The following is a 21,406-nucleotide window of genomic DNA, read 5'->3' as shown; positions in this document are numbered from 1 at the left end:
GAGAATCCCGCGTATGACCAAGATTCTGATCACCGGCGGTGCCGGATTCATCGGCAGTACCGTCGCTTCCGCCCTCATCGAGCAGGGGATCACCCCGGTCATCCTCGATGATCTCTCCAAGGGGCGCCGGGAGTTCGTCCAGGGCCGGGTCTTCTACCGGGGTGACATCGCCGACCAGGCCCTGCTGGACCAGGTGTTCGCCGAACACCCCGACATCGACGCGACCCTGCACTGCGCTGCCAAGATCGTCGTTCCGGAGTCCGTCGACCGGCCGCTGCACTACTACCGGGAGAACGTCGCCAAGACCGTCGAGCTGCTCGAATCCCTCCAGCGCAACGGTTGCGAGCGCGTCGTCTTCAGCAGTTCCGCCTCCATCTACGCGCCCACCGCCGACGCCCGGGTGGACGAGACCAGTCCGGTGGCCGCGTCGAGCCCCTACGCCCGTACGAAGCAGATGATGGAGCAGGTTCTCCAGGACTGGACCGTGGCGGCACCCGTCCGGGTCGTCGCCTTGCGTTACTTCAACCCGATCGGGGCCGACCCCCAGCTGCGTACGGGGTTGCAGGACCTGAATCCGACCCACGCTCTGGGCAAGCTCATCGAGGCGTACACGGAGGGAACCCCGTTCACCGTCACCGGTGGGGACTGGGACACCCGTGACGGCAGCGGTATCCGTGACTACATCCATGTCTGGGACCTCGCCCTTGCGCACGTTGCCGCCCTCACGCGCTTCGACGAGGTCGTCGAACCCGCCGCCGACGACCGGTACCAGGTCATCAATGTCGGCACCGGACAGGGCACCACCGTGCGCGAACTCGTCACGGCCTTCGAGGAGGCCGTGGGGGAGACCCTCGACGTCCGTGAAGCCGGGCCGCGTCCCGGCGATGTGATCGGTTGCTACACCGCGAGTGACCGTGCGGGTGAACTCCTGGGCTGGAAAGCCCGGAAGAGCATCCTGGAAGGCGTACGCGACGCGCTGGCCTGGCGTGCGAAGTGGAGTGCTCAGCCGACCAGTTGATGGAGGTCCGGTGCAGTGGCTTCCGGCGTCCGTGAACGCTGCGTTCAGCCGGGGCCCCTGCCGGTCCCGGTAGTGGATTCCGGGCGCGCCTGCGGTTCCCGGTCGTCGGCGGTGTGACCCGGTCGTGGCGGAGCCCCTGCGGGTGGCCGACGGAGCCGGTGCGGGTGGCCGCGGTGGCCGCGCGCCGGGCCGTTGCTTCGCCGCGGTTCCGCCCGGCCTCCAGCGCGTAATCGGGGCAAGTATCAACAGGCGTGTCATATCGGACGCGTTGTGTCCACCGGGCCCTGTCTGTCTTTCGAAACCGTCCGTACCATCTCGGTAGGCTCAGTCCACCCCCCGACTTCCGAGCCCGACGATCCCGACGAGCCCGACGGCTTACGACGAAGACTTACGACGACTCCCGACGATCCCGAACCCGCTACCTCCCCACAGGAAACCCGCCATGGCGCGCAATACTCCCGGTTCGACGGGCCCGACCAACCGGACGCCTCAGCCTCTGCCCCGGCAACGGACCGCGGGTGACTTCGCCAAGGCGTTCTTCGCGTTTCTCGCGCTCGCGGGGCTGCTGCTCGCCGTACCGCTCGCCCTGTCCACGCAGGGCTGGCCGCTGCCGCACGGTATGCCGTCCTTCGACATGGTGCAGCAGCAGATCACCGTCGACACGTTCGTGAACATCCTGATCTGCGTCGTCTGGCTGGCCTGGGCGCAGTTCGCCGCCTGCGTCCTCGTGGAGGTCAAGGCCGCGGTCTCCGGCGTCGGGATGCCCTCGCACATTCCCGGTGCGGGGCCGAGCCAGATGCTGGCCCGGCAGCTGATCGCCGCGCTGCTCCTGGTCAGCGCCACCGCCGCGAGCTTCGCGCCCGGGATCGCACAGTTCGGGCAGTCCCTGGAGTCGACGCACAAGCCGACGGTCGCCGCCGCGCAGCAGGCCCCGGGGGTCGGCGTCGCGCAGCAGGCGCAGGCGGCCGTGGCCTCGCAGGCCGACGCGCAGGGCCACGCCGAGCAGGCGAACGCGCGGACCGGGACCGAGGGCGCGACGAAGTTCTACCGGATCAGCCCGCCCGAGGGGCGCCACCACGACTCGCTGTGGGAGATAGCCCAGCGCCACCTCGGCGACGGCCGCAGGTACAAGGAGATCTACCAGCTCAACAAGGACCGGATGCAGCCGGACGGCACGAAGCTGTCCGAGGCGAGTCTGATCCGGCCCGGCTGGATCATGGAGATGCCGGCGGACGCCCACGGCGGCGAGGTCGTGCAGATGCCCGACCAGGCGCCGAGCGTCTCCGAGCAGGTACGTCACCAGATCGACGACTACGCCAAGTCCGGGAACCACCAGGAGCAGCCCGCTCAGCAGCACCAGGGCGGCAGTCGCGGCGACAACCCGACGGCGCAGATCTCCGTACCGGAACAGCGCCTCCCGAACGCGCCGTCCACCGGATCCGGCGCGGTCGCCGAAGCGCCCTCGCAGAGCTCCGACTCCGGGTTCGGCCTCTCCGCCGCCCTCATCGGCGCCCCGCTGCTCGCCGCCGGCATCCTCGGCGCGCTGGGCCGCCGCCGCCGGATGGCGCTGTGGCAGTCGGCGATGACCGCGGTGGCCGGCCGGCGCGGGATGGAGCCGCCGGTCCCCACCGGCGACGAGGCCGATGTGCACGACGCGCTGCTGGTCGGCGCCGATCCCGACGCCGTCCGCTTCCTCGACCTGGCGCTGCGCGGCCTGTCCTCCTCGCTCGGCGGGGAGAGCCGCCCGCTGCCCGTCGTGTACGCGGCCTGGCTCACCGACGACGACCTGCACCTCCAGCTCGCCCAGCCGTCCGGGACACCGCCGGCGCCGTGGGAGCTGGGCCAGGACCAGACGTTCTGGCGGCTTGAGCGGTCGGCCGTCGCGGCGTACGAGGGGATCGACCCGGAGACCTCGGCCGCCCCGTACCCGGGACTCGTCAGCCTCGGCACCCGCGACGACGCGCGGCTGCTGCTGAACCTGGAGGCCGTGCCCGGTCTCGTCGCGCTCACCGGGGCCGACCCCGACCGCGCCGCCGTCCTCTCGTCCGTCGCCGCCGAACTGGCCACCAACGGCTGGTCGGACCGGATGACCGTCACGGTCGTGGGATTCGGCGCGGAGCTCAGCCCGCTGGCCCCGACGCGGCTGCGCCACCTCGGCTCCGTCGACGAACTCATCGAGACGCTCGGCGCGGAGATCGGACAGCGCCGCAGCGCGCTCGGCGCGGCCGGCCACGACTCGGTCCTGACCGGGCGGACCGGCCCGGCCCAGCAGACCCGCTGGGCCCCGCACCTGGTGCTCGTCGCGGACGAACCCACCGCCGACGAGGCCACCGCGCTCGCCGAACTCACCGCCGACTCGGGACGGCTGGGCATCGGCTGTCTGATCGGCGCCGGTTCGGCCGGACAACTGCCGGGCGCCACCTGGGACTTGGAGATCACCGGCGAGGGCAGGCTGCTCGCACCGCTGCTCGGTCTCGAACTCGACGCGCAGCTGCTGCCGCAGGCCCAGCACGAAGCGGTCGTACGGCTCTTCGCCGACGCCGCCCCGGAGGGCGAAGGACCGGAACCGGCCCGCCCGTTCCTGGTCGACATCACCGAGCAGGGGCGCCCCGCGGTGTACGCGCGGCTGGTCGGCCCGTACGAGATCATCGGCCTCGACACCCCGGACAGCGAACGCAGCGCCCTGCTGCACGAAGCGCTCGCGCTGCTCCTGCTGCACCGTGAGGGCGTCCACCCGCGGGTACTCGCCTCTGCCATGTGGCCGCGCGGAGTCACCCCGGAGGTGTGCGACGCGCTCATCGAGCGGCTGCGGCTGTGGCTCGGCACCGACGAGGACGGCTCGGCCCGGCTCCGTACGGACAGCACCGGGCGGCTCACGCTCGCTCCTTCCGTGGTCTCCGACCTGGACGTGCTCCGTTCGCTCCACCACGAGGCGACCGAGGGCCGGGGCGCGCGGCGCGCCTCGGTGCGGGAGCGGCTGCTCACGGACGCGCTCGGGCTGGTACGGGGGCCGCTGCTCGCCGACCGTACGGAGGGCCGCTACACCTGGCTGACCCACGAGATCATCGACACGCAGCTGCCGCTGCTCGTGGCGGATGTGGCGCTGGCGCTGTCGGCGCACCACCTGGAGCAGGGGCAGCCGGAGAAGGCGATCGCCGCGCTGCGGGCTGCCGTCTCCGGATCCTCGGCGGACGAGCGGCTGTGGAACGAGATGCTGCGCGCGACCCACGCGACCGGCGACGAGGCGCGGCTGCGGGAGCTTGCGGCGGACCTGGCCGTACGGAGCGGGGACCGGGGGCTGCCGCCGCGCACGGAAGCGTTGCTGGATGAGCTGCTTCCCGGGTGGCGCGGGGGAGTTGCGGCGGCGGGGTGACCGTACGCGGTGGCGTGGCGGGGGTGCCGCGGTGAGGGTGCGGGGTGCGGCGGCGCCACCGTCGGCCCCGAACGCCGGACGGGCTGGAAGCCTCCGCCGGGAGAACCGGACAAAGGGGGCGCAATCTTTCGCGTCCGCCCCTGGCGTAGGCTGGATCGGTCGTCTGTAGCCCCTTGGGAAGGACCCGCCCGGTGACCGAGAACGCCGACCTTACGTCTGTAAATGTCGCAGCCGTCCTCGACCGTGCCGCCGCAGGCGGGCGCATCACTCCCGAGGAAGCGGTCGTGCTGTACCGCGACGCCCCGCTGCACGCGCTGGGCGCGGCCGCCGATGCCGTGCGCCGGCGGCGGTACGCAGGCACCGAGCACATCGCCACGTACATCATCGAGCGCAACATCAACTACACGAACCTGTGCGTCACGGCGTGCAAGTTCTGTGCCTTCTACGCGGCCCCCAAGGACACCGAGAAGGGCTGGACCCGCGACCTCGACGACATCCTGCGCCGCTGCGCCGAGACCGTCGAGCTCGGCGGTACGCAGATCATGTTCCAGGGCGGGCACCACCCGGACTTCGGTGTGGAGTACTACGAGAAGCACTTCTCGGCCATCAAGAAGGCGTACCCGGAGCTCGTCATCCACTCCCTCGGGGCCTCCGAGATCGAGCACATGGCGCGGATCTCCAAGGTGTCGGCCGAAGAGGCGATCTCGCGGATCCACGCGGCCGGGCTCGACTCCTTCGCCGGTGCGGGTGCCGAGTTGCTGCCCGCGCGGCCGCGTACGGCCATCGCGCCGCTCAAGGAGTCCGGCGAGCGCTGGCTGGAGATCATGGAGGCGGCGCACGGCCTCGGTGTCGAGTCCACGTCGACCATGCTCATGGGCACCGGCGAGACCAACGCCGAGCGCATCGAGCACCTGCGGATGATCCGCGACGTACAGGACCGGACCGGCGGCTTCCGCGCCTTCATCCCGTACACGTACCAGCCCGAGAACAACCACCTGAAGGGCCGGACGCAGGCCACCCTCTTCGAGTACCTGCGCATGATCGCCATCGCCCGGCTCTTCCTCGACAACGTCGCCCACATCCAGGGCTCCTGGCTGACGACCGGCAAGGAGGTCGGCCAGCTGTCGCTGCACTACGGCGCCGACGACCTCGGCTCGATCATGCTGGAGGAGAACGTGGTCTCGTCGGCCGGTGCCAAGCACCGGTCGAACCGGATGGAGATCATCGACCTCATCCGCAAGGCCGGCCGCGTTCCCGCGCAGCGCGCGACGACGTACGAGCACCTCGTGGTGCACGACGACCCGGCGAACGACCCGGTCGACGACCGCGTCGCCTCGCACATCTCGTCCACCGCGATCGAGGGCGGCACGGCGCACCCCGAGCTGAAGCTCCTCGACGCCAACTGAGTACGCGTTGCTGACCCTTCACCGGGCGCGTGCGGACGCGGTCGTCATCGACGGCGACCGCATCGCGGCGCTCGGTCCGTACGACGAGCTGGACGCGGCGTACGGCGACCGGGCCCGGCTGCGCAGCTGGGACGGGGTGCTGACCCCCGGCCGCCACGAGCCGGACGCGCCCGCGCTTCTCGAAGCGGCCTACTGGCCCGACCCCCGCGAGGACCTCGGCTCCGACCCGCTGACCGGCGAGGCGCTGGCCGCGCTCGGGATGACCGAGGTCCGCTGGGGCGCGAGCGCCCGGCGCGGGCTGCAACGGCTTCTCACGGCGGGGACGACATCGCTCACCGGACCGTTCGTACGGGCGGCCGTCCGCACGGCCGTCGAGCGGTCGGGCCTGTACGTGGTTACCGGGGGCGCGCTCCCGGTGCCCCGCGCCCTCGCCGTGTCCGGGCGGGCCGACTTCGCCGTGTACGGCGAGGACGGGGAGTGCCTGGTGACGTGTATCGCGGGCCGGATGGTGCACCGGGCGCGCTGACGGCCCGCGAGTCAATGGCGCGCCACGGGCTGACGACTTCGAGTGACGGTACGTCGTACACGGGACCGCGCTGAGCGCCCCGGTGGGTGGCGGCACGCCGTCCTGCCACGCGGGGCGTGACCCTGTGGCCGGGCTCCGACGGGCCGCACGACACAATGGCCGGGTGACCCGAGCATCCCTGGACAAGCAGCCGCACGAAGTCGCCTCGATGTTCGACGACGTGGCGGCGAACTACGACCTCACCAATGACGTGCTGTCCCTCGGGCAGGCGCGGCTGTGGCGCAAGGAGGTGGCCAAGGCCGTCGGCGCCCGCCCCGCGCAGAAGATCCTCGACCTGGCCGCCGGGACCGCGACGTCCTCGCTGCCGTTCGCGCAGACCGGTGCGTACGTCGTGCCCTGCGACTTCTCGATCGGCATGCTCCAGGTCGGCAAGCAGCGCCATCCGTACCTTCCGCTGACGGCGGGCGACGCGACGAAACTGCCCTTCCGCGACGGGGTCTTCGACGCCGTGACGATCTCCTTCGGGCTGCGCAACGTCCAGGAGACGGATGCCGCGCTGCGGGAGCTGTACCGGGTCACCAAGCCCGGCGGCCGGGTCGTCATCTGCGAGTTCTCGCAGCCCACCTGGGCCCCGTTCCGCACCGTCTACACCGAGTACCTGATGCGGGCGCTGCCCCCGGTGGCGACCGCCGTCTCGTCCAACCCGGACGCGTACGTCTATCTCGCCGAGTCGATCCGCGCCTGGCCCGACCAGCCCGCACTCGCCGCCCGCCTCCAGCAGGCCGGCTGGGCGGACGTGGCCTGGCGGAACCTGACCGGTGGCATCGTGGCGCTGCACCGGGGTTTCAAGCGGACGGACTGAACCGACAGGTGGGGGGCGGAACCGCGCCCCCACCCGCCCCCTCTCAGCCGCCCCCTCTCAGCCGCATCCCCTCAGCCGTATCCTCCTGAGCCGGTCCCCTCCGGCAGGTCCAGGCGGAAGCAGTGGCCCTTCCGCTTCGACACCGGTGTCATGAATGTCTCGTGCAGCTCCATCCCGAGCCGCCGCGTCACCGCGACCGACCGTTCGTTCTCGGCGTCGACCATCGCGAACACCTCACCGACACCGGCCGCCCGTACGCGCTCCAGCGTCATGCGGGCGGCGGCGGTCACATACCCGTGGCCCCAGTACTTCCGTCCGAGCCGCCAGCCGATCTCGATCCGGCCGACCGGCCCGAAGTTCTCGTGCGGCCAGGGCTGCGCGCCGGTGAAACCCATCACCTCACCGTCCCCGTCGAGCACCGTCCAGAGGCAGAAGCCACGCTCGGCATCGTGTCTGCGCTGCCGCGCGGTCAACTCCTCGTACTCCGACAACTCCTTCGACGCACCCCCGTGGAACTCCATGACGTCCGGATGGTCGAACACCCGGTGCCAGGCGAGGGCGTCCTCGTCGGTGGGGACACGCAGCCGGACGACCGGCGCAGGCTTGTTCACTTCGTTCCAACCCTTCAGCTGATCGATCAGGAGGTCCCCATAGACTGCACCTGTCCAGTGCCTCGTGGCACACGAAATCGAGTCTTCCGGAGTTCCCGCCGTGACCGAGCCCCTCTCCGAGCACACCGCAGATGTGATCGTCGTCGGGGCGGGCCCTGCCGGCTCCACGACGGCGTACTACCTGGCGAAGGCCGGACTCGACGTCCTGCTCCTGGAGAAGACCGCCTTCCCGCGCGAGAAGGTCTGCGGTGACGGACTGACCCCGCGCGCCACCAAGCAGCTGGTCTCCATGGGGATCGACATCTCCGAGGAAGCGGGCTGGCTGCGGAACAAGGGCCTGCGGATCATCGGCGGCGGCGTACGCCTCCAGCTGGACTGGCCGGAACTCGCCTCGTATCCGGACTACGGCCTGGTCCGCAAGCGTGACGACTTCGACGAGCAGCTGGCCCGCCAGGCGCAGAAGGCGGGCGCCCGGCTGCACGAGCGCTGCAACGTCGGCGCCCCGATCACCGACCCGCGCACCGGCCGGATCACCGGCGTCAACGCCAAGATGGGCGAGGAGAAGACCCCGGTCACCTTCCACGCCCCGCTGGTCGTCGCCGCCGACGGCAACTCCACCCGCCTCTCCATCGGCATGGGCCTGCACCGCCGCGACGACCGGCCGATGGGAATCGCGGTCCGTACGTACTTCACCTCGCCGCGTCACGACGACGACTACCTGGAGTCCTGGCTGGAGTTGTGGGACCGCCGCGGCCCGCAGGACCGGCTGCTCCCCGGGTACGGCTGGATCTTCGGTATGGGCGACGGCACGTCCAACGTCGGCCTCGGCATCCTCGACTCATCGGCCGCCTTCCGGGAGCTGGACTGGCGCGAGGTGCTGAAGACGTGGTGCGCGTCGATGCCGGAGGACTGGGGTTACGTCCCCGACAACATGACGATGCCGATCCGCGGCGCGGCCCTGCCGATGGCCTTCAACCGCCAGCCGCACTACACCAAGGGCCTGCTGCTCGTCGGTGACGCGGGCGGCATGATCAACCCGTTCAACGGCGAGGGCATCGCGTACGCCATGGAGTCCGGCCAGATCGCGGCCGACGTGATCGTCCAGGCCACCGCGCGGGCGACGCCCGCGCAGCGCGAGATGGCGCTGCACAACTACCCGAAGGTCCTCAAGGAGACCTACGGCGGTTACTACACGCTGGGCCGCGCCTTCGTGAAGCTGATCGGCAACCCGAAGGTGATGAAGCTCATCACCGAGCGCGGCCTGACCCACCCGGTGCTGATGAAGTTCACCCTCAAGATGCTGGCGAACCTGACCGACCCGACCGGCGGGGACGCGATGGACCGGATCATCAACGGGCTGTCGAAGGTGGCACCCAACTCCTGACGGGCAAGGAGACGGCCCCCGACTCCTGACGGAGAAGGGGGCCCGACTGCCTCTGCTGCGGACCTCAGCCCAGTGCGGCGGTGGTGGTGCCGTGTGGGGTGGTGACGGTGATCTGCCGGGGGTGCGTTCCGGACGGTGGGACGACGTCGAGGAAGCCGTTGGACAGGACGGTGACCTTCGTGGCGGGCACTCCGTCCAGACTGACGCGGGTGTCCGGGGCGAAGCCGTGGCCCGCGACGAGGACTCCGGCGCCGTCGGGCGACACATGGGCGTAGCCGATGCCGGGCGGCAGCGATGTCGTCAGGGTCTGCCAGCGGCCGGTGAGGCCGGCCCGTGACACGGTGTCCGCGGGCAGGTCGGCCGCGGACGGTGTGGGAGAGATGGCCCGGTTGCCCTCGATACGGGTGTCCACCGGGACGGGCGGCGAGCAGTGGAACTCGCCGGTCAGGCCCGACTGGACGTTACCGGTGTAGTCGAGGTGCCCGGTGGTCTGGCAGCCGCCCTGTGCCTGCTTGGCACCCCACTCCAGGTTGCCGGTCCAGTTCAGCCACTGGGCTCCGGCGTCGTCGTACCAGGTGAAGTTGACATTGCCCTGGTCGTAGGCGACGTTGCCCGCGACGGTCAGACCGTGCGCGACGCTCGCAGCGCGGTCCACCGAACCGTCGGCGGCCTGCCGGGTCTGGCCCTGGTGGCCTTCGACGTAGACCGCGCCGCCGTCCTTGAGCACCTGCATGTACCGGTGGATCAGGTTGTTGCTGATGGTGTTGTCGCTGTTGATGTTGGTGGAGTTCTCGGGGTGCGCGGCGTTGTCGACGTGGCCCTGGATGACTCCGGCGGTGATGCCGGTGTAGGGCAGATCGCGCAGCTCGTTGTGGGTCACCAGGGTGTGCTGGGTGAAGAACAGGGTGATTCCCGCCGCGCTGGGGTAGTCGGTTCCGGCGTCGTGGATCAGGTTGTCCGCCAGGGTGTTGCCCGAGCTGATCTCGCGGTCGTCCGCGCCCACGTCGGACGGGTGTGGATCGGTGGTGTTCCCCAGGATGATTCCGTTGCCGGAGATGTCGGCGAAGGTGTTGCCCTCCACGGTGTTGTCGCGGCTTCCGTGCTCCAGGACGAGACCGGCCGCACCGAGATGGGTGAAGGTGTTGCCCAGCAGGACGACATCGTGCGCCGCGGTGAACTGCACATTGCCGGGCTCACGGCTCAGGGCGCCGAACGGGCAGGTGCCCGGGGGAGTGCCGAAGGTGCAAGTGCCCTGGGGGTGGGCCGGGTCGTCACCGGTGAGGCGCAGATTGTCCTGCACGTCCGCGAAGCCGGCGCGGCTGCTCGGGTCGAGCCAGGTGGCGTAGGCGAACGTCAGGCCCGAGAAGGTCAGGTTGCGCACTGGTGCGTCGAGTGTGCCGGCGCCCTTGACCAGGGTGCTCAGCCGGGGCACCTCCACATCGAGAGCGGTGATGTCCTGGCCGGGTGCGGGCACGTAGTCCAGGACGCCCCGCGCCGGGTCGACGTACCACTGGCCGGCGTGCAGGAAGGGATACGCGTTCTCGATGCGGGTCGGCGGGGTACCCGGGTTCATCGACGGCAGCGACCCCGACGCCTGGGTGAACGCCGGCCGTTTCGTGATGTTCCCCCAGCACGGCTGCTGGATCAGGAGAGTGGAATCCCGCACGGTGTCGAGGCGGCACCGGGACTGCGTCCAGGGGCCGTTGCCGCCGGTGTAGACGAACTCGACCCTGCTGAGCGCGGCGGGGCCGAGGGCGGCGAGGAGGTCCTGTCCCCATGCTGCCGGCGTGGTGGTGTAGCCACCGCTGGCGGCAGCGAAGGCCAGCTCGAGTTCCGCCGGTGTGGTCTGCGCGACCGGCGCCCGCCGGCCGTCGACGTACACCTGCCGGGTGTCGAGTCCCTTGGGCAGCGGGGCCTCCCAGACGTTCTTGTCCGCGTCCCGCAGCTTCCAGCCCGTGACCTTGCGCGCGCCGCTGAGTACGGGATGTGCGCCGGGGGCGGCTGTCCAGGTCACCCGGTGGCCGGGCCGCCCGGAGTCCTGCGGTCCGAACTCCAGTGGCTTGTCCAGGCGGTAGGTCCCGTCGGCCAGTTCGACGACGACATCCCGGGCCGGGCCCTGGCCGAGCAGCTCGCGCACCCGGTCCTGCGCGCTGCCGACCGAGCAGGGGTGCGACCGGGCGCACGCTGTTCCGCTGCCGTCCCGGGCGGCGTGCAGTACGACGGCGGGTGGTCCGCCCGCTACGGCGGCGCCCGCCGGGAACAGGACACTCGCGGCAGTCACGGCGAGGGTGAGCGGGACGGCTGCCCGCGCGCGTCTGAGCTGTGCCAGGACGGTGCGCATCAGGACGTTTCCTTCCGGTCGGTGCTGAGGGCGAACACATGGATCAGCGGGGCCTTGGCACCGAGGTATCCGGATGCGGCGGGCAGTGTGACGGAGACAAGCTGTCGGGCGGGATCGGCGTCGACGTGGACGGCGTACAGCTTCGCCGGGCGTGTGCTCTGGGCGCGGCCGCTGCCGTTGACCCTGCCCGCGTCGGCGGCTGTCGTGGCGTCGGCCGGCAGTGGGGCAGTGGATCCCCAGTCGGGCACGGTCACCTCGCCGGCCGAGGTGGAGCCGTCGGAGTACGTGAGGGTCACCGTGCCGGTGATGCCCGCGGACGTCCCGTAGGTACCGGTGGCCAGCAGCCCGACGCGGGAGGTGCGGCCCGTCAGCGGAAGGGTCTGGCCGTCGGCGACGACGTTGTCGCGGTCGGTGACGTCCGGCGACGGCAGCGCGAAGGTGAATCCGTCGGCTGAGACGTCGGCGCCGCGCTGCACGCCCGCCGTGGCCAGGCCATCGGCGGACAGGCTCGACTGGGCGCCGTCGAGGTCGCCGGGCTGCGGGTTGCCGTCCGCCGTGATGCCGATGTTGTCGTAGGCCTCGGTCAGGGAGCGCAGCGGCACGGTGGACAGCGCCGAGCCCCGGGCCCTGCCGCGGCCGTCGCCGTCGCCCGTGCCGAAGTCGGCGGTCGCGGTGAACCGGTAGAGGCCCGCGTGTGCGGCCCTGTCCGGGCTGACGGTGAAGCGCACCGTGCGGCTCCGGTGCGGCGGGAGGGCCACCTGGGTCGGCGGCACCGCAGGCGCGAGGGCGGTGTTGTCGCTCAAGTGCTGTGCGTTCAGGCCCACTTCGACGCGGGGGAGGGCCCGGCCGGTGGTGTTCGTGATCGTGGCCCCGACGACGGTGGCGCCGTGGCCCGCGGGCATCTCGCGCGGCGCGCTCACCATGACCTGCACGTCGCCGGCGGCCGCGAGTACCTGGAGCTCGGCCACGACCGGCTTGGTCTGCGCGGCGCCCACCAGACGCACCCATCGGTACGCCCGCGAGGTGTCCACCGGCAGCGTCTGCCAGTCCCGGGTCGGAGTCCACCGCACCTCGGCCAGCGTCGTGCACCCCTGGTCCGGTCCTTCGGTGCACCCCTCGACCCGTGCGCCGACCAGCGAGGACAGGTCGGCCGTCGAGGTGCTGCGGGGCAGCAGGCGTACGGCGGCGGGCCTCGTCGCGCCCCCCTCACCGAGGTCGAGGCCCACGGCGGCTCCCGGGGTGGTGGCGGCGAACGCCGTCGCCGGGTCGCCGTCAGCGGCGTTGGCCGCGCCTTCGGGGCCGTACGCCGTAGCGGTCACCGGCCGCGCGTCGGGATCCGCGTTCTCCATGACTCCCGGCGCTGTCCCGACGGTGTCGGCCATCGCCTCGTAGTCGAGGTAGTTCGCCATACGGGGGCTGCCCCACGCGGTGGACGCGAGGATCTGCAGCGGACGGCGCAGATAGGACAGCGAGTACGCCTCGGGCGCGGTGTACTGGCGATCCCCCCACTGGGCCATCTCCAGCCCCTGCACGTGCGCGGAGCTGCTGGGTGCGTAGGTGCGGTAGAGGGCGTCGTCGTCCGGGATGTAGGTGCCGTTGGCGGTGCCCGGCATCGCTTTGGGGACGACGTACAGGCGTGAGGACTCGTTGCTGACGACGACGTCGTAGCCCTGGTCGATGAAGGTCTGCTCGTCGCCCAGCCACGCCTGGATGCGGATGTCCTTGTCCACGGTGACGCTCCCGCCGCCCCCGGCCTGCGGCCACCAGCCCCAGATCTCCATCTTCTTGCCGTGCTCGGCGAGCAGGTCGTGCAGGTGGTTCTCGTACGCCAGGAACACGTCCTCGGTCTTGGCGTAGCCCTGCGATGTCGCGTACGCCGTCAGTTCCGGGCACGCCGCCTGGGTGGCGGCGCGGGGGGTCTCGTCACCACCGAGGTGGATGACGGGCGAATCGAACAGGCCCACCACCTCCTTGACGAGGCCGTCCAGCCACGCCACGTTCCCCGGCTTGGTGATGTCGATGGTGAATCCGGGGTCCACCCGCGACGTGTCGATGATCGCGTTCATGGACGGGCACTCCCAGCGCAGGCCCGGCCGGTAGCGGGACATCGCCGTGGCGTGAGCGGGGATGTCGAACTCCGGGAGGACCGTGACGTGGTAGCGGGCCGCGTACGCCTGCACGGCCCGCAGGTCGGCGGGGGTGTACGACTGGGCCGCGGCGAGCCCCTCGTAGCCCGGCAGGTCGAGCCGGAAGAACTCGGAGTCGGTCAGATGCCAGTGCAGGGTGTTGAACTTCGTCCACGCCAGCTGACGGATCGTCTCCTTGACCGACTCCACGGACCAGTACGTACGTGCGGTGTCGATCATCAGTCCACGGGTTCGCTGCGTGGGGGAGTCGTGTGTGGCACCGGCCGGCAGTGAAGCGTGGCCGACGGAGGTCTTGAACATCTGCTCGACGGACTGCTCCGCGTAGAACGCGCCGGTCACTCCGTCTCCGGAGAGCCGTACGGAGTCCTCGCTCACGTCGATACGGAATCCCTCGCCGTCGCCCTGTGAGGTGATCAGGATGTCGCCGCTGTGGGCCTTGGTCCCAGTGGTGACGGGCAGCCGCTCGACACCGAGGGCGGCCAGGTCGGCCGCGAACGTGCGTGCGTCGGCGGCCAGTCGGGAACCGGGCCCGGCATCGACGACGATCCGGGACCGTTCGGTGAGCCTGAACCGGCCCGTGTCGCTGTGCCAGTTCTGCAGAGGGGGGACGACGGCAGGCACGGCGGATGGTTCGGCGGAGGCCGCGACAGCAGCGCCGCCGGGCAGGAGGAACGTCCCGCCCAGAGCGAGGGCGGCGGTGAACGTGAGAAGCAACTGCCTTGCTCTGTACGGCACTTGGACACCCTCCGAGCCGTGTGGTGTAGACCAGCTGTACTCAGGGGTGGACCCTACTGGGGCCGCTTGCGGGGCGCCAGGGGGTGGAGCGGGAAAATCCGCGTATAGATCCGAGCAATGCTCGGAGTTCGCCCGGATGATGCCGCTCATCGGGCTATTTGTGCCGGATACATGGGATGATGAGGGGGTGTTGTTGATGGACGGCCATGCCGCAGGGGCCCCCTCCCCGGCCCCCGTTACTTACGGCCTGGAGGGAGATCGAGGTGGGGGTGTGCCGGCTTCACGCGGGACTCCCGGCCGGTTCCGGCTCGGACCGTGCTGAGGGGTCGCGGCGCGGCAGCAGCAGCGGGGTCGCCAGGAGGAGCAGACCGGCGGTCGCGATCGCGGTGCGGGGGCCGGTGGCCGCGGCCAGCAGGCCCCACAGGGCCGTTATGGCGGCGGTGGAGGCTTTGCCGGTGACCGACCACGCGGACAGGGTACGGGCGACCCGGCCCGGTTCGGCGTGGTTCAGCCGGTAGGTGGCGAGCACCGGGTTGTACACCCCGCAGCAGGCGATCAGCCCCAGCTCGACGCCCATGACGAGCGCCAGCCCGGCAACGCCCGGACGGACAAAGGCCAGTCCGAGCGACCAGCACGCCCGCAGCACCCCGGCGGCGAGCATCACCCGGTGCTGCCCGAACCGTGTGACGAGCCGGCGGGCCGCCCGTGAGCCGATCAGACCGCCGATGCACGGCACCGCGAAGGCGAGACAGTACTGCCAGGGGGCGAACCCGAGATGGCTGAGCATGAGGACGGAGAGCAGCGGGGAGGCCGCCATGATCAGGCCGTTGAAGAGGATCGAGTTGAGGAACAGCGGGCGCAGCGTGGGGTGGCCGAGGATGTACCGCCACCCGTCGAGCAGGTCACCCGCGCGCAGCTTCGGTGCGCCGGCCCGCTCGGGGTGCGGCTCCTCGCCGCCGATCGCGCGGATCCCCACGGCGGAGAGCAGATAGCTGACCGCGTTGGCGAGTACGGTCAGCACCGGGCCGAACATCCCGATCGCGGCCCCGCCGAGCGGCGGTCCGAGCATGGTGGCGGTCCAGGTCGTGGACTCGAACCGGCCGTTAGCGACGAGCAGGTCCTCCGGCCGTACGAGCGCTTTCAGACAGGCCCCGCTCGCCGCGGTGAAGGTGATGTCGGCCGCGCCGACGACGACCGACACGACCAGCAGCTGGCCGAAGGTGAGCCCGCCGAGCGCGTAGGCGGCGGGGATGGTCATCAGCGCCGCGAACCGGATCAGGTCCATCGCGATCATCACCGGCCGCTTGCGGCGGAAGTCCACCCACGGGCCGAGCGGCATGGCCACCACCGCACCGACCGCCAGCCCGGCGGCGGACAGCAGTGACACCTCGGTCGTCCCGGCGTGCAGCGCGAGGATCGCGATCAGGGAGAACGAGTCGAACGCGAGCCACGTACCGAGCGTGCTGACCCCGTACGCGGCCCAGAGCCACCCGAACTGCCGCCCCAGCGACTGCCTGGACACCACGCTCGGCGCACCTCCCGCTCACTCTGCTCTCCGGCCCGGTTCCGCTGGATTTCCTACCGGGCTTCCCGCCCGGACAACCTGGCGTTGACACCTGAGATCAAAGCGAGCGGTACACCTGCGGTCAAACAACCGACGTGTCCCTGGCCACAACAGCACGTTGTACGCCTGGCTGGGCCGGGGTGTACGTGGTGCTGCTGGGCTCACTTGCCGGAGCCGGTGTGGTAGCCGATCGGGTCGACGTAGACGTCGGGGGCGTTGCCGGTGGAGGGGGAGACGGTGATGGCCAGCTTGTTGAGGTTCACGATCTCCGAGACCCGCTCGTTGGGCGGGGTGACGTCGAGCCGGGTGTAGGTCTTGCCCGAGCCGCTGGTGTCCGGGATGTAGTGCAGCAGGAAGCGGGTCTCCTCGCCGGGCGCGATGGTCGTGGTGGAGCCCGTGGCGTCGGTGCGGGCGGCGTCGGGGCCGGTGTCGCCGAGGCCGTCGGGGCCGATGAGCTGGACGCCGGGGAAGCCGGTCATGCTGCACGTGCTGGAACCGGTGTTCTTCATGTTGATGACGATCTGGTTCTTGACGCCCGCAGAGACGGCGCTGAGATCGAGGTGGTCGGCCTCGCACCTGGAGCCCGACCCTGCGGCCTCGCTCTTGGTGGCGACCTTGCCGCCCGTGCTGGAGCCGGTGGAGGAACCGGACGAGGACTTGGTGGCGGAGGTGGAGGAGTTGGACGACGAGGAGCCCGAGGCCGAGGAGCCCGAGCCCTGGCCGCCGGTGGAGCTGCTCGCGGCGCTGGACGCGCTGTTGTTGGCGGCGGAAGCGCTCGATCCGTCGCTGCTGCCGCACGCGGTCAGCGAGAGGCCGGCAGCGGCGACGACGAGGGCGAGAGCGGAGATCTTCTTGACGCGCATCGGTACTCCAAGGAAGCGGTGTCGTCACGCTCGCTCCGGTTGAGCGGGCGTTGCTGCTTGGTATGTGTCCGCCGCCCGGCAAGTTGTTCTGACCGGAGTTCGACCAAGACACCCCTGTGACATGCGAGTCGACTCGCTGTGACGAGAAAGCGGAGGAAGGGGGACAGTCCGGTCCCATGCCACGGCGGCGGCCTTTCGGCGGGGTCCGGCACAACGACCTGAGAGAAGGACCGCGAGCTGGTGTTCTTGCTAGGAAATATCTATATTTGTGGTATATGGCCCATGTAGCCCCAGTGTCTGCCGCCTCATGGCCTATGGCTCCAGAGTCCGCAGGCCGGCGGTACGGCGACGGGGCGGACTGGAGGTTTCTCATGCGTAAGGTCGCCGACTGCCGGGACATGCCCAGCGAATCCGGTTGCACGCTGACCATCAGCGGCGAGGAGGAAGAAGTCGTACGCGCGGCGTCCGAGCACGCCGCTTCGGTCCACGGACACACGAACAACAGTGAGCTGCGCGAGCAGGTCCGCGGGATGCTGAAGGACGAAGCCCCGCAGCACGTGTGACCCCATGGCGATTCAGGCGGCGGCGTCCGACACGGAAACGGGCCGCCTGGATGTCGTCGGCGTTAATCACTGGCATCGCGACCACCCGGCCGGATACGGTCACTTCCATGGCCTGCCCCGAGTCCGACAGACAGCGGCCACCGGTGCTCCGGTGGCCGAGTTCCTGCTGACTGAGGCCGGTTGACCCGCAGGGTCATGGGCACTTCTTCGCACGGCTCCGTCGCCGCCGGATCACCGCGGGTACGGGCCGCTTCCTCCTCGGCTGCGCGCTGAAGCGCCGCTCACCGAGTCACGCCCCCGCCATCCCGGCCGGGGTGTTCTTCCGCGCCACGACGTTACGGCGTCACGGCGTTACGTATGCCGGATCCCCGGCGCGTACGAAGGGCGCGGCCCGCATCCCCGCACACCGGCCTGTCCGTCCACGACGGCTCCGTCGACTGTTCCGTCCCAAGGGGTGCGCCTCCTATGCCATTTGCTGTCTACGTCCTCGGGCTCGCGGTCTTCGCCCAGGGCACATCGGAGTTCATGCTGTCCGGGCTCATCTCGGGCATCGCCACCGACCTGAACGTCTCCCTGGCCGCAGCGGGTCTGCTGACCTCGGCCTTCGCCGTGGGGATGGTGATCGGCGCGCCTCTCATGGCGCTCTTCAGCCGCACCTGGCCCCGCCGCCGTGCGCTGCTGCTGTTCCTCGCGGTGTTCGTCGCCGTGCACATCCTCGGGGCGCTCACCCCGAGTTACGGAGTGCTCCTCGCGACCCGGTTCGTCGGCGCCGTCGCCAACGCGGGCTTCTGGGCGGTGGCCCTGACGACGGCGGTCTCCCTGGTTCCCGCGCAGTTGAAGGCGCGGGCCACGGCGGTAGTGGTCGGCGGGGTCACGGTCGCCTGCGTCGTCGGGGTGCCGGCCGGGGCGGTACTGGGAGAGCGGTGGGGGTGGCGGTCGGCGTTCTGGGCGGTCGCCCTCATCTCCGTACCGGCGGCCCTGGCGATCGTACGCAGCGTCCCGGCGGGGCGGCCCGACGCCGAACCCGTACCCGTCCGCACCGAACTGCGTGTCCTGACCCGCCCCCGCCTCCGGCTCACCCTGCTCACGATGGCGCTGGTGCAGGGGGCGACCTTCTGCGCGTTCTCCTATCTGGAGCCGCTCCTCACCCGGGAGACCGGTCTGAGCGCCGGTTGGGTGCCCGCCGCGCTCGCGCTCTTCGGCGTGGGGTCCTTCCTCGGCGTCACCGTCGCCGGCCGGTTCGCCGATCTCCGCCCCACGGCCCTCATCGCGTCCGGCCTGGTCGCCCTCGCGCTGGGGTGGAGCGCCCTGGCCCTGACGGCGGGCAGCCCGTCCGCGGCACTCGCCCTGATCCTGGTCCAGGGGATGTTCGCCTTCGGCACGGGCACGGCCCTGATCGCCCGCGTCCTCGACGAGGCCCCCGAAGCCCCGAGCCTCGCGGGCGCCTTCTCCACGACCGCCTTCAACCTGGGTGCCACGCTGGGCCCTTGGGCGGGCGGTCTGGCCCTGGATGCCGGTTTCGGCTACCGGTCGCCGGTCTGGGTGAGCGGTGCGCTGATGGGATGTGCGCTGGTCACAGCCGGGGCGTGGCGGGTCCGGGCGCCGGGTCGAGCGTGAGGTAGCACAAGGGGCGTACGGCCCACTCGATGTGGCGGCCCTTGCGGAGCGGCAGTACGAACCCGCAGGGCTCGCCTCGGTGCAGCGCGGCGAGCGCGGGCAGCCAGCCGCCGTGTTCGGACCAGCGCAGAGCGCGGGCGGTCTCGCGCGGCGGCAGACCGAGGACATGGCTGGCCCGTAGCTGCGCGCGGATCACGCGGATGGCCTCGCGCGGGGTGGGGACGATCCGCAGATCGACGGGCTCGGGCCGGAACCCGGTCGCGGGCCCGTACCGCAGCACCTCTAACCGGAAGCCGAGCTCGATACGGGCCTCAGCCGGGGTTCTGGTGGAGGCGGTGGGGGGTGACGTACGCATGGCCGACCGTCCGATCGCAGCGTCTGAAAGTCCGGAGTGCCTGCCTCAACGGGGCTGTGGACAAGCGGAGTTACATTGCCCGGGGCGCGGCTCGGCTACTGCTGCGGCCGCAGTGGCGACGTACGGTGACGGTAGCGCTATTGGTACGCCAGGCGCAACAGTGCTACGTCGCTACGTTGTGCCGCCGCATGCGAAACGCCCCCCACCCGGCTCGGTGGAGGGCGATCCGGCGGTTGGTCAGATCAGGTGGTCGAACTCCCCGGCCTTCACGCCCAGTACGAAGGCGCGAAGCTTTTCGACGCTGGTGGTCACCACCACGGCGGGGTCGTCGCTCTCGCGCATCTTGATCGAGCCGTCAACAGGTGCCAGCTCGATGCAGCTCTGATTGTTGTCTGCTCCCGAAAATGAGGACTTCTGCCAGTTGATTGCGTCGGTCATGCCGGTTGACTCACATTTCCTGTGCGATGCGGTGGATGAATTGGGCCGACTTCTTCGGGCTGAGTGAGATTGATTCGATGGAATCAAGCAGCTCTCGGTAACTGGCGAGTTGGGCCTCGGCGTCCAGGAAGCCCGCGTCGAAGGCGCTGTCGATCTGGACGGTGTCGAGCGCCGGGATGCTGGCCCCGGCGTACAGCATTGAGTGCACCGATCCGTTGATCTGCTCTGTGAACGGGATGACGCGGATCGTTACGGATGGCCAGGTGGAGACCTCACGCAGGAAGGTGAGTTGGTCTCTCATGGTGCCGGTGTCGCTGTACCTCATGCGGAGGGCGGCTTCGTGAATGAATGCTTCGAACGGTGTCGGAGAAGGCCGGTCGAAGATATCGCGCCGACGCACCCGATGTTCCACGCGGGCGTTCAGTTCATCGGCCGGGAGGTCGGACACTCCGCTTCGAATCAGGTCTCGCGCGTACATCTCCGTCTGGAAGACGCCGGGGACATTCAGCATCTGGATGGAGCGGAGGTACGTCGCTCGATGTTCCAGTTCCGCCAGGTCCAGGAAGCCGGGCGACAGTATTCCGCGATACTCGTCCCACCACCCTTTGGTGCGCTCCTCGGCCATGCTCGCGAGCGCGTCGACGAGGTGCTTGTCGTTCGCCGAATAATGGGCTGCGAGCCGGCGGACGCGCTGATCGCTCACGCCGTACCGGCCCGATTCGATGTGGCTGATCTGGGCCCGCTCGCCACCGAGATACGCGGCTGCCTCGCTCCCGGACATGCCTGCGCGCTCGCGCAGTTTGCGAAGTTCTGCGCCCAGGCGCTTCTGCCTGGCGGTCGGGTAGCTCCTTGGCGGCATCGACCCCTCCTGTTCGTGCGGTACGAGTGTGCCGCCTCACTGTGTCACTGGTCCACTCGTATGGGTGCTACGGGCGTCCCACTGTTGCACCGTCACATTGTTGTGCCCTAGCGTCCATGGCGTCGCACGGAACGCCACTCGTCCCGAAGTGCAGCCATCCACATGCCAGTTGACGGCATGACAGGTGCCCGATGCCACGGGTCATGGATGGCGATGCGTGCTGCGGCCGAGACCGGACCACGTAAGGGAGACCACCGGATGACCCCTGTCACCGCCCGTCGAGTACCCCGTCCACCCCTCCCGCAGCGCGGGGCCAGCTACCGGCTGATCGCGCCCAACAGCCCGACCGCGCCCGGCATCGTGCGGGACTTCCTCGGAACCCTCCTGCGGGCCACCGGTCACCCCGGTCTCGTGGAGGACGGGCGCCTCTGCGTGAGCGAGGTCGTCACCAACGCGTACTGCCACACCCGCTCGCCACTCGTCCGGGTGGATGTCACGGTCAACCCGAAGCGGGTGACGGTGTACGTGACGGACGACGATCCGGCATCGCTGCCCTGGCGCGCGCAGGCCGAACACATCCCCTGCGACGAGCACGGCCGTGGCCTGGTCCTGGTGGAAGCCCTCGCGGCCCGCTGGGGAACCAGGGCCAACGGCGAACCCGTACCGGAGTCCAAATCTGTCTGGTTCACACTCGTCAGCGGCACCGAACGCGTCGTCCCGTCGTTCTCCGCCTCCCCATGAACA

At 70.4% G+C, this 21,406-nt stretch carries 18 protein-coding genes; 10 read left to right on the top strand and 8 right to left on the bottom strand.

The annotated features are described in order from the left end of the window. The first annotated feature begins 13 nt into the window (after window positions 1–13). The 5 genes from galE (at window position 14) to OG210_RS11175 (ending at window position 7,185) form a co-directional block, all read left to right on the top strand. Window positions 14–1,018, top strand: coding sequence for a UDP-glucose 4-epimerase GalE (gene galE, locus OG210_RS11195; RefSeq protein ID WP_371536082.1), 1,005 nt, complete (start codon window positions 14–16; stop codon window positions 1,016–1,018). A 442-nt stretch (window positions 1,019–1,460) separates the two neighbouring features. Next, complete coding sequence (locus OG210_RS11190) at window positions 1,461–4,391, top strand: BTAD domain-containing putative transcriptional regulator (protein ID WP_371536079.1); 2,931 nt, start codon at window positions 1,461–1,463, stop codon at window positions 4,389–4,391. Window positions 4,392–4,582: 191 nt separating this feature from the next. After that, a complete protein-coding gene (gene mqnC, locus OG210_RS11185) occupies window positions 4,583–5,797 on the top strand; it encodes a cyclic dehypoxanthinyl futalosine synthase (RefSeq protein ID WP_328330010.1) in 1,215 nt (404 codons plus the stop codon). Window positions 5,798–5,804: 7 nt separating this feature from the next. Next, window positions 5,805–6,323 carry a hypothetical protein gene (locus tag OG210_RS11180; protein ID WP_328330012.1) on the top strand — a complete coding sequence of 173 codons (519 nt, stop codon included), beginning with the start codon at window positions 5,805–5,807 and terminating at the stop codon, window positions 6,321–6,323. 163 nt (window positions 6,324–6,486) lie between these two features. Then, the gene (locus OG210_RS11175; RefSeq protein ID WP_328330014.1) at window positions 6,487–7,185 is read left to right on the top strand and encodes a demethylmenaquinone methyltransferase; all 699 of its coding nucleotides are present in this window, start codon (window positions 6,487–6,489) and stop codon (window positions 7,183–7,185) included. Between the two features lie 71 nt (window positions 7,186–7,256). On the opposite strand, the gene OG210_RS11170 is transcribed toward OG210_RS11175, so the two are convergent. Next, window positions 7,257–7,796 carry a GNAT family N-acetyltransferase gene (locus OG210_RS11170; protein ID WP_328330016.1) on the bottom strand — a complete coding sequence of 180 codons (540 nt, stop codon included), beginning with the start codon at window positions 7,794–7,796 and terminating at the stop codon, window positions 7,257–7,259. Window positions 7,797–7,896: 100 nt separating this feature from the next. On the opposite strand from OG210_RS11170, the gene OG210_RS11165 reads away from it, so the two are divergent. Next, window positions 7,897–9,180: a geranylgeranyl reductase family protein gene (locus OG210_RS11165; RefSeq protein WP_327295933.1), complete on the top strand. Its 1,284-nt coding sequence runs from the start codon at window positions 7,897–7,899 to the stop codon at window positions 9,178–9,180. A 64-nt stretch (window positions 9,181–9,244) separates the two neighbouring features. Here OG210_RS11165 and OG210_RS11160 read toward each other — a convergent pair whose 3' ends face one another. The 4 genes from OG210_RS11160 to OG210_RS11145 all read right to left on the bottom strand — a co-directional run bounded on the left by OG210_RS11160 (window position 9,245) and on the right by OG210_RS11145 (window position 16,830). Continuing rightward, a complete protein-coding gene (locus tag OG210_RS11160) occupies window positions 9,245–11,521 on the bottom strand; it encodes a right-handed parallel beta-helix repeat-containing protein (protein ID WP_328330018.1) in 2,277 nt (758 codons plus the stop codon). Further along, window positions 11,521–14,403, bottom strand: coding sequence for a family 20 glycosylhydrolase (locus OG210_RS11155; protein WP_328330020.1), 2,883 nt, complete (start codon window positions 14,401–14,403; stop codon window positions 11,521–11,523). Before OG210_RS11155 ends, OG210_RS11160 begins: the two co-directional genes overlap by 1 nt. Window positions 14,404–14,683: 280 nt before the next feature. Further along, entirely contained in the window at window positions 14,684–15,928 is a 1,245-nt protein-coding gene (locus OG210_RS11150) for an MFS transporter (protein WP_328330022.1), read from the bottom strand. 200 nt (window positions 15,929–16,128) lie between these two features. After that, window positions 16,129–16,830 carry a DUF4232 domain-containing protein gene (locus tag OG210_RS11145; RefSeq protein WP_328330024.1) on the bottom strand — a complete coding sequence of 234 codons (702 nt, stop codon included), beginning with the start codon at window positions 16,828–16,830 and terminating at the stop codon, window positions 16,129–16,131. A gap of 371 nt (window positions 16,831–17,201) precedes the next feature. On the opposite strand from OG210_RS11145, the gene OG210_RS11140 reads away from it, so the two are divergent. The 3 genes from OG210_RS11140 to OG210_RS11130 all read left to right on the top strand — a co-directional run bounded on the left by OG210_RS11140 (window position 17,202) and on the right by OG210_RS11130 (window position 19,010). Continuing rightward, window positions 17,202–17,393: a DUF1059 domain-containing protein gene (locus OG210_RS11140; protein WP_328330026.1), complete on the top strand. Its 192-nt coding sequence runs from the start codon at window positions 17,202–17,204 to the stop codon at window positions 17,391–17,393. A gap of 4 nt (window positions 17,394–17,397) precedes the next feature. Further along, window positions 17,398–17,577, top strand: coding sequence for a hypothetical protein (locus tag OG210_RS11135; protein ID WP_328330028.1), 180 nt, complete (start codon window positions 17,398–17,400; stop codon window positions 17,575–17,577). 281 nt (window positions 17,578–17,858) lie between these two features. Further along, window positions 17,859–19,010, top strand: a complete 1,152-nt coding sequence (locus OG210_RS11130; protein WP_328330029.1) for a Cmx/CmrA family chloramphenicol efflux MFS transporter — start codon at window positions 17,859–17,861, stop codon at window positions 19,008–19,010. Here the strand turns inward: OG210_RS11130 and OG210_RS11125 are convergent. From OG210_RS11125 to OG210_RS11115, 3 genes are all read right to left on the bottom strand, one after another. Continuing rightward, window positions 18,967–19,365 carry a hypothetical protein gene (locus OG210_RS11125; protein WP_371536069.1) on the bottom strand — a complete coding sequence of 133 codons (399 nt, stop codon included), beginning with the start codon at window positions 19,363–19,365 and terminating at the stop codon, window positions 18,967–18,969. The two genes, OG210_RS11130 and OG210_RS11125, sit on opposite strands and share 44 nt — an antisense overlap. Before the next feature lie 237 nt (window positions 19,366–19,602). Further along, entirely contained in the window at window positions 19,603–19,803 is a 201-nt protein-coding gene (locus OG210_RS11120; RefSeq protein WP_328330032.1) for a DUF397 domain-containing protein, read from the bottom strand. Window positions 19,804–19,813: 10 nt separating this feature from the next. After that, window positions 19,814–20,662, bottom strand: coding sequence for a helix-turn-helix transcriptional regulator (locus tag OG210_RS11115; RefSeq protein WP_328330033.1), 849 nt, complete (start codon window positions 20,660–20,662; stop codon window positions 19,814–19,816). 258 nt (window positions 20,663–20,920) lie between these two features. On the opposite strand from OG210_RS11115, the gene OG210_RS11110 reads away from it, so the two are divergent. Then, entirely contained in the window at window positions 20,921–21,403 is a 483-nt protein-coding gene (locus OG210_RS11110; RefSeq protein WP_371536065.1) for an ATP-binding protein, read from the top strand. Window positions 21,404–21,406: the final 3 nt, after the last annotated feature.

It is taken from the genome of Streptomyces sp. NBC_00466 (genome assembly GCF_041433995.1).
Classification (GTDB): domain Bacteria; phylum Actinomycetota; class Actinomycetes; order Streptomycetales; family Streptomycetaceae; genus Streptomyces.
This window is presented reverse-complemented; position numbering and strand designations above follow the sequence as displayed.

Excerpts from the sequence above, each read along its gene's own strand:
- OG210_RS11140 (WP_328330026.1), top strand. The coding sequence starts at position 17,202 with ATGCGTAAGGTCGCCGACTGCCGGGACATGCCCAGCGAATCCGGTTGC.
- OG210_RS11120 (WP_328330032.1), bottom strand. The coding sequence starts at position 19,803 with ATGACCGACGCAATCAACTGGCAGAAGTCCTCATTTTCGGGAGCAGAC.
- OG210_RS11110 (WP_371536065.1), top strand. The coding sequence starts at position 20,921 with ATGACCCCTGTCACCGCCCGTCGAGTACCCCGTCCACCCCTCCCGCAG.
- OG210_RS11115 (WP_328330033.1), bottom strand. The coding sequence starts at position 20,662 with ATGCCGCCAAGGAGCTACCCGACCGCCAGGCAGAAGCGCCTGGGCGCA.
- OG210_RS11125 (WP_371536069.1), bottom strand. The coding sequence starts at position 19,365 with ATGCGTACGTCACCCCCCACCGCCTCCACCAGAACCCCGGCTGAGGCC.
- OG210_RS11130 (WP_328330029.1), top strand. The coding sequence starts at position 17,859 with ATGCCATTTGCTGTCTACGTCCTCGGGCTCGCGGTCTTCGCCCAGGGC.
- galE (WP_371536082.1), top strand. The coding sequence starts at position 14 with ATGACCAAGATTCTGATCACCGGCGGTGCCGGATTCATCGGCAGTACC.
- OG210_RS11190 (WP_371536079.1), top strand. The coding sequence starts at position 1,461 with ATGGCGCGCAATACTCCCGGTTCGACGGGCCCGACCAACCGGACGCCT.
- OG210_RS11135 (WP_328330028.1), top strand. The coding sequence starts at position 17,398 with ATGGCGATTCAGGCGGCGGCGTCCGACACGGAAACGGGCCGCCTGGAT.
- OG210_RS11160 (WP_328330018.1), bottom strand. The coding sequence starts at position 11,521 with ATGCGCACCGTCCTGGCACAGCTCAGACGCGCGCGGGCAGCCGTCCCG.
- OG210_RS11145 (WP_328330024.1), bottom strand. The coding sequence starts at position 16,830 with ATGCGCGTCAAGAAGATCTCCGCTCTCGCCCTCGTCGTCGCCGCTGCC.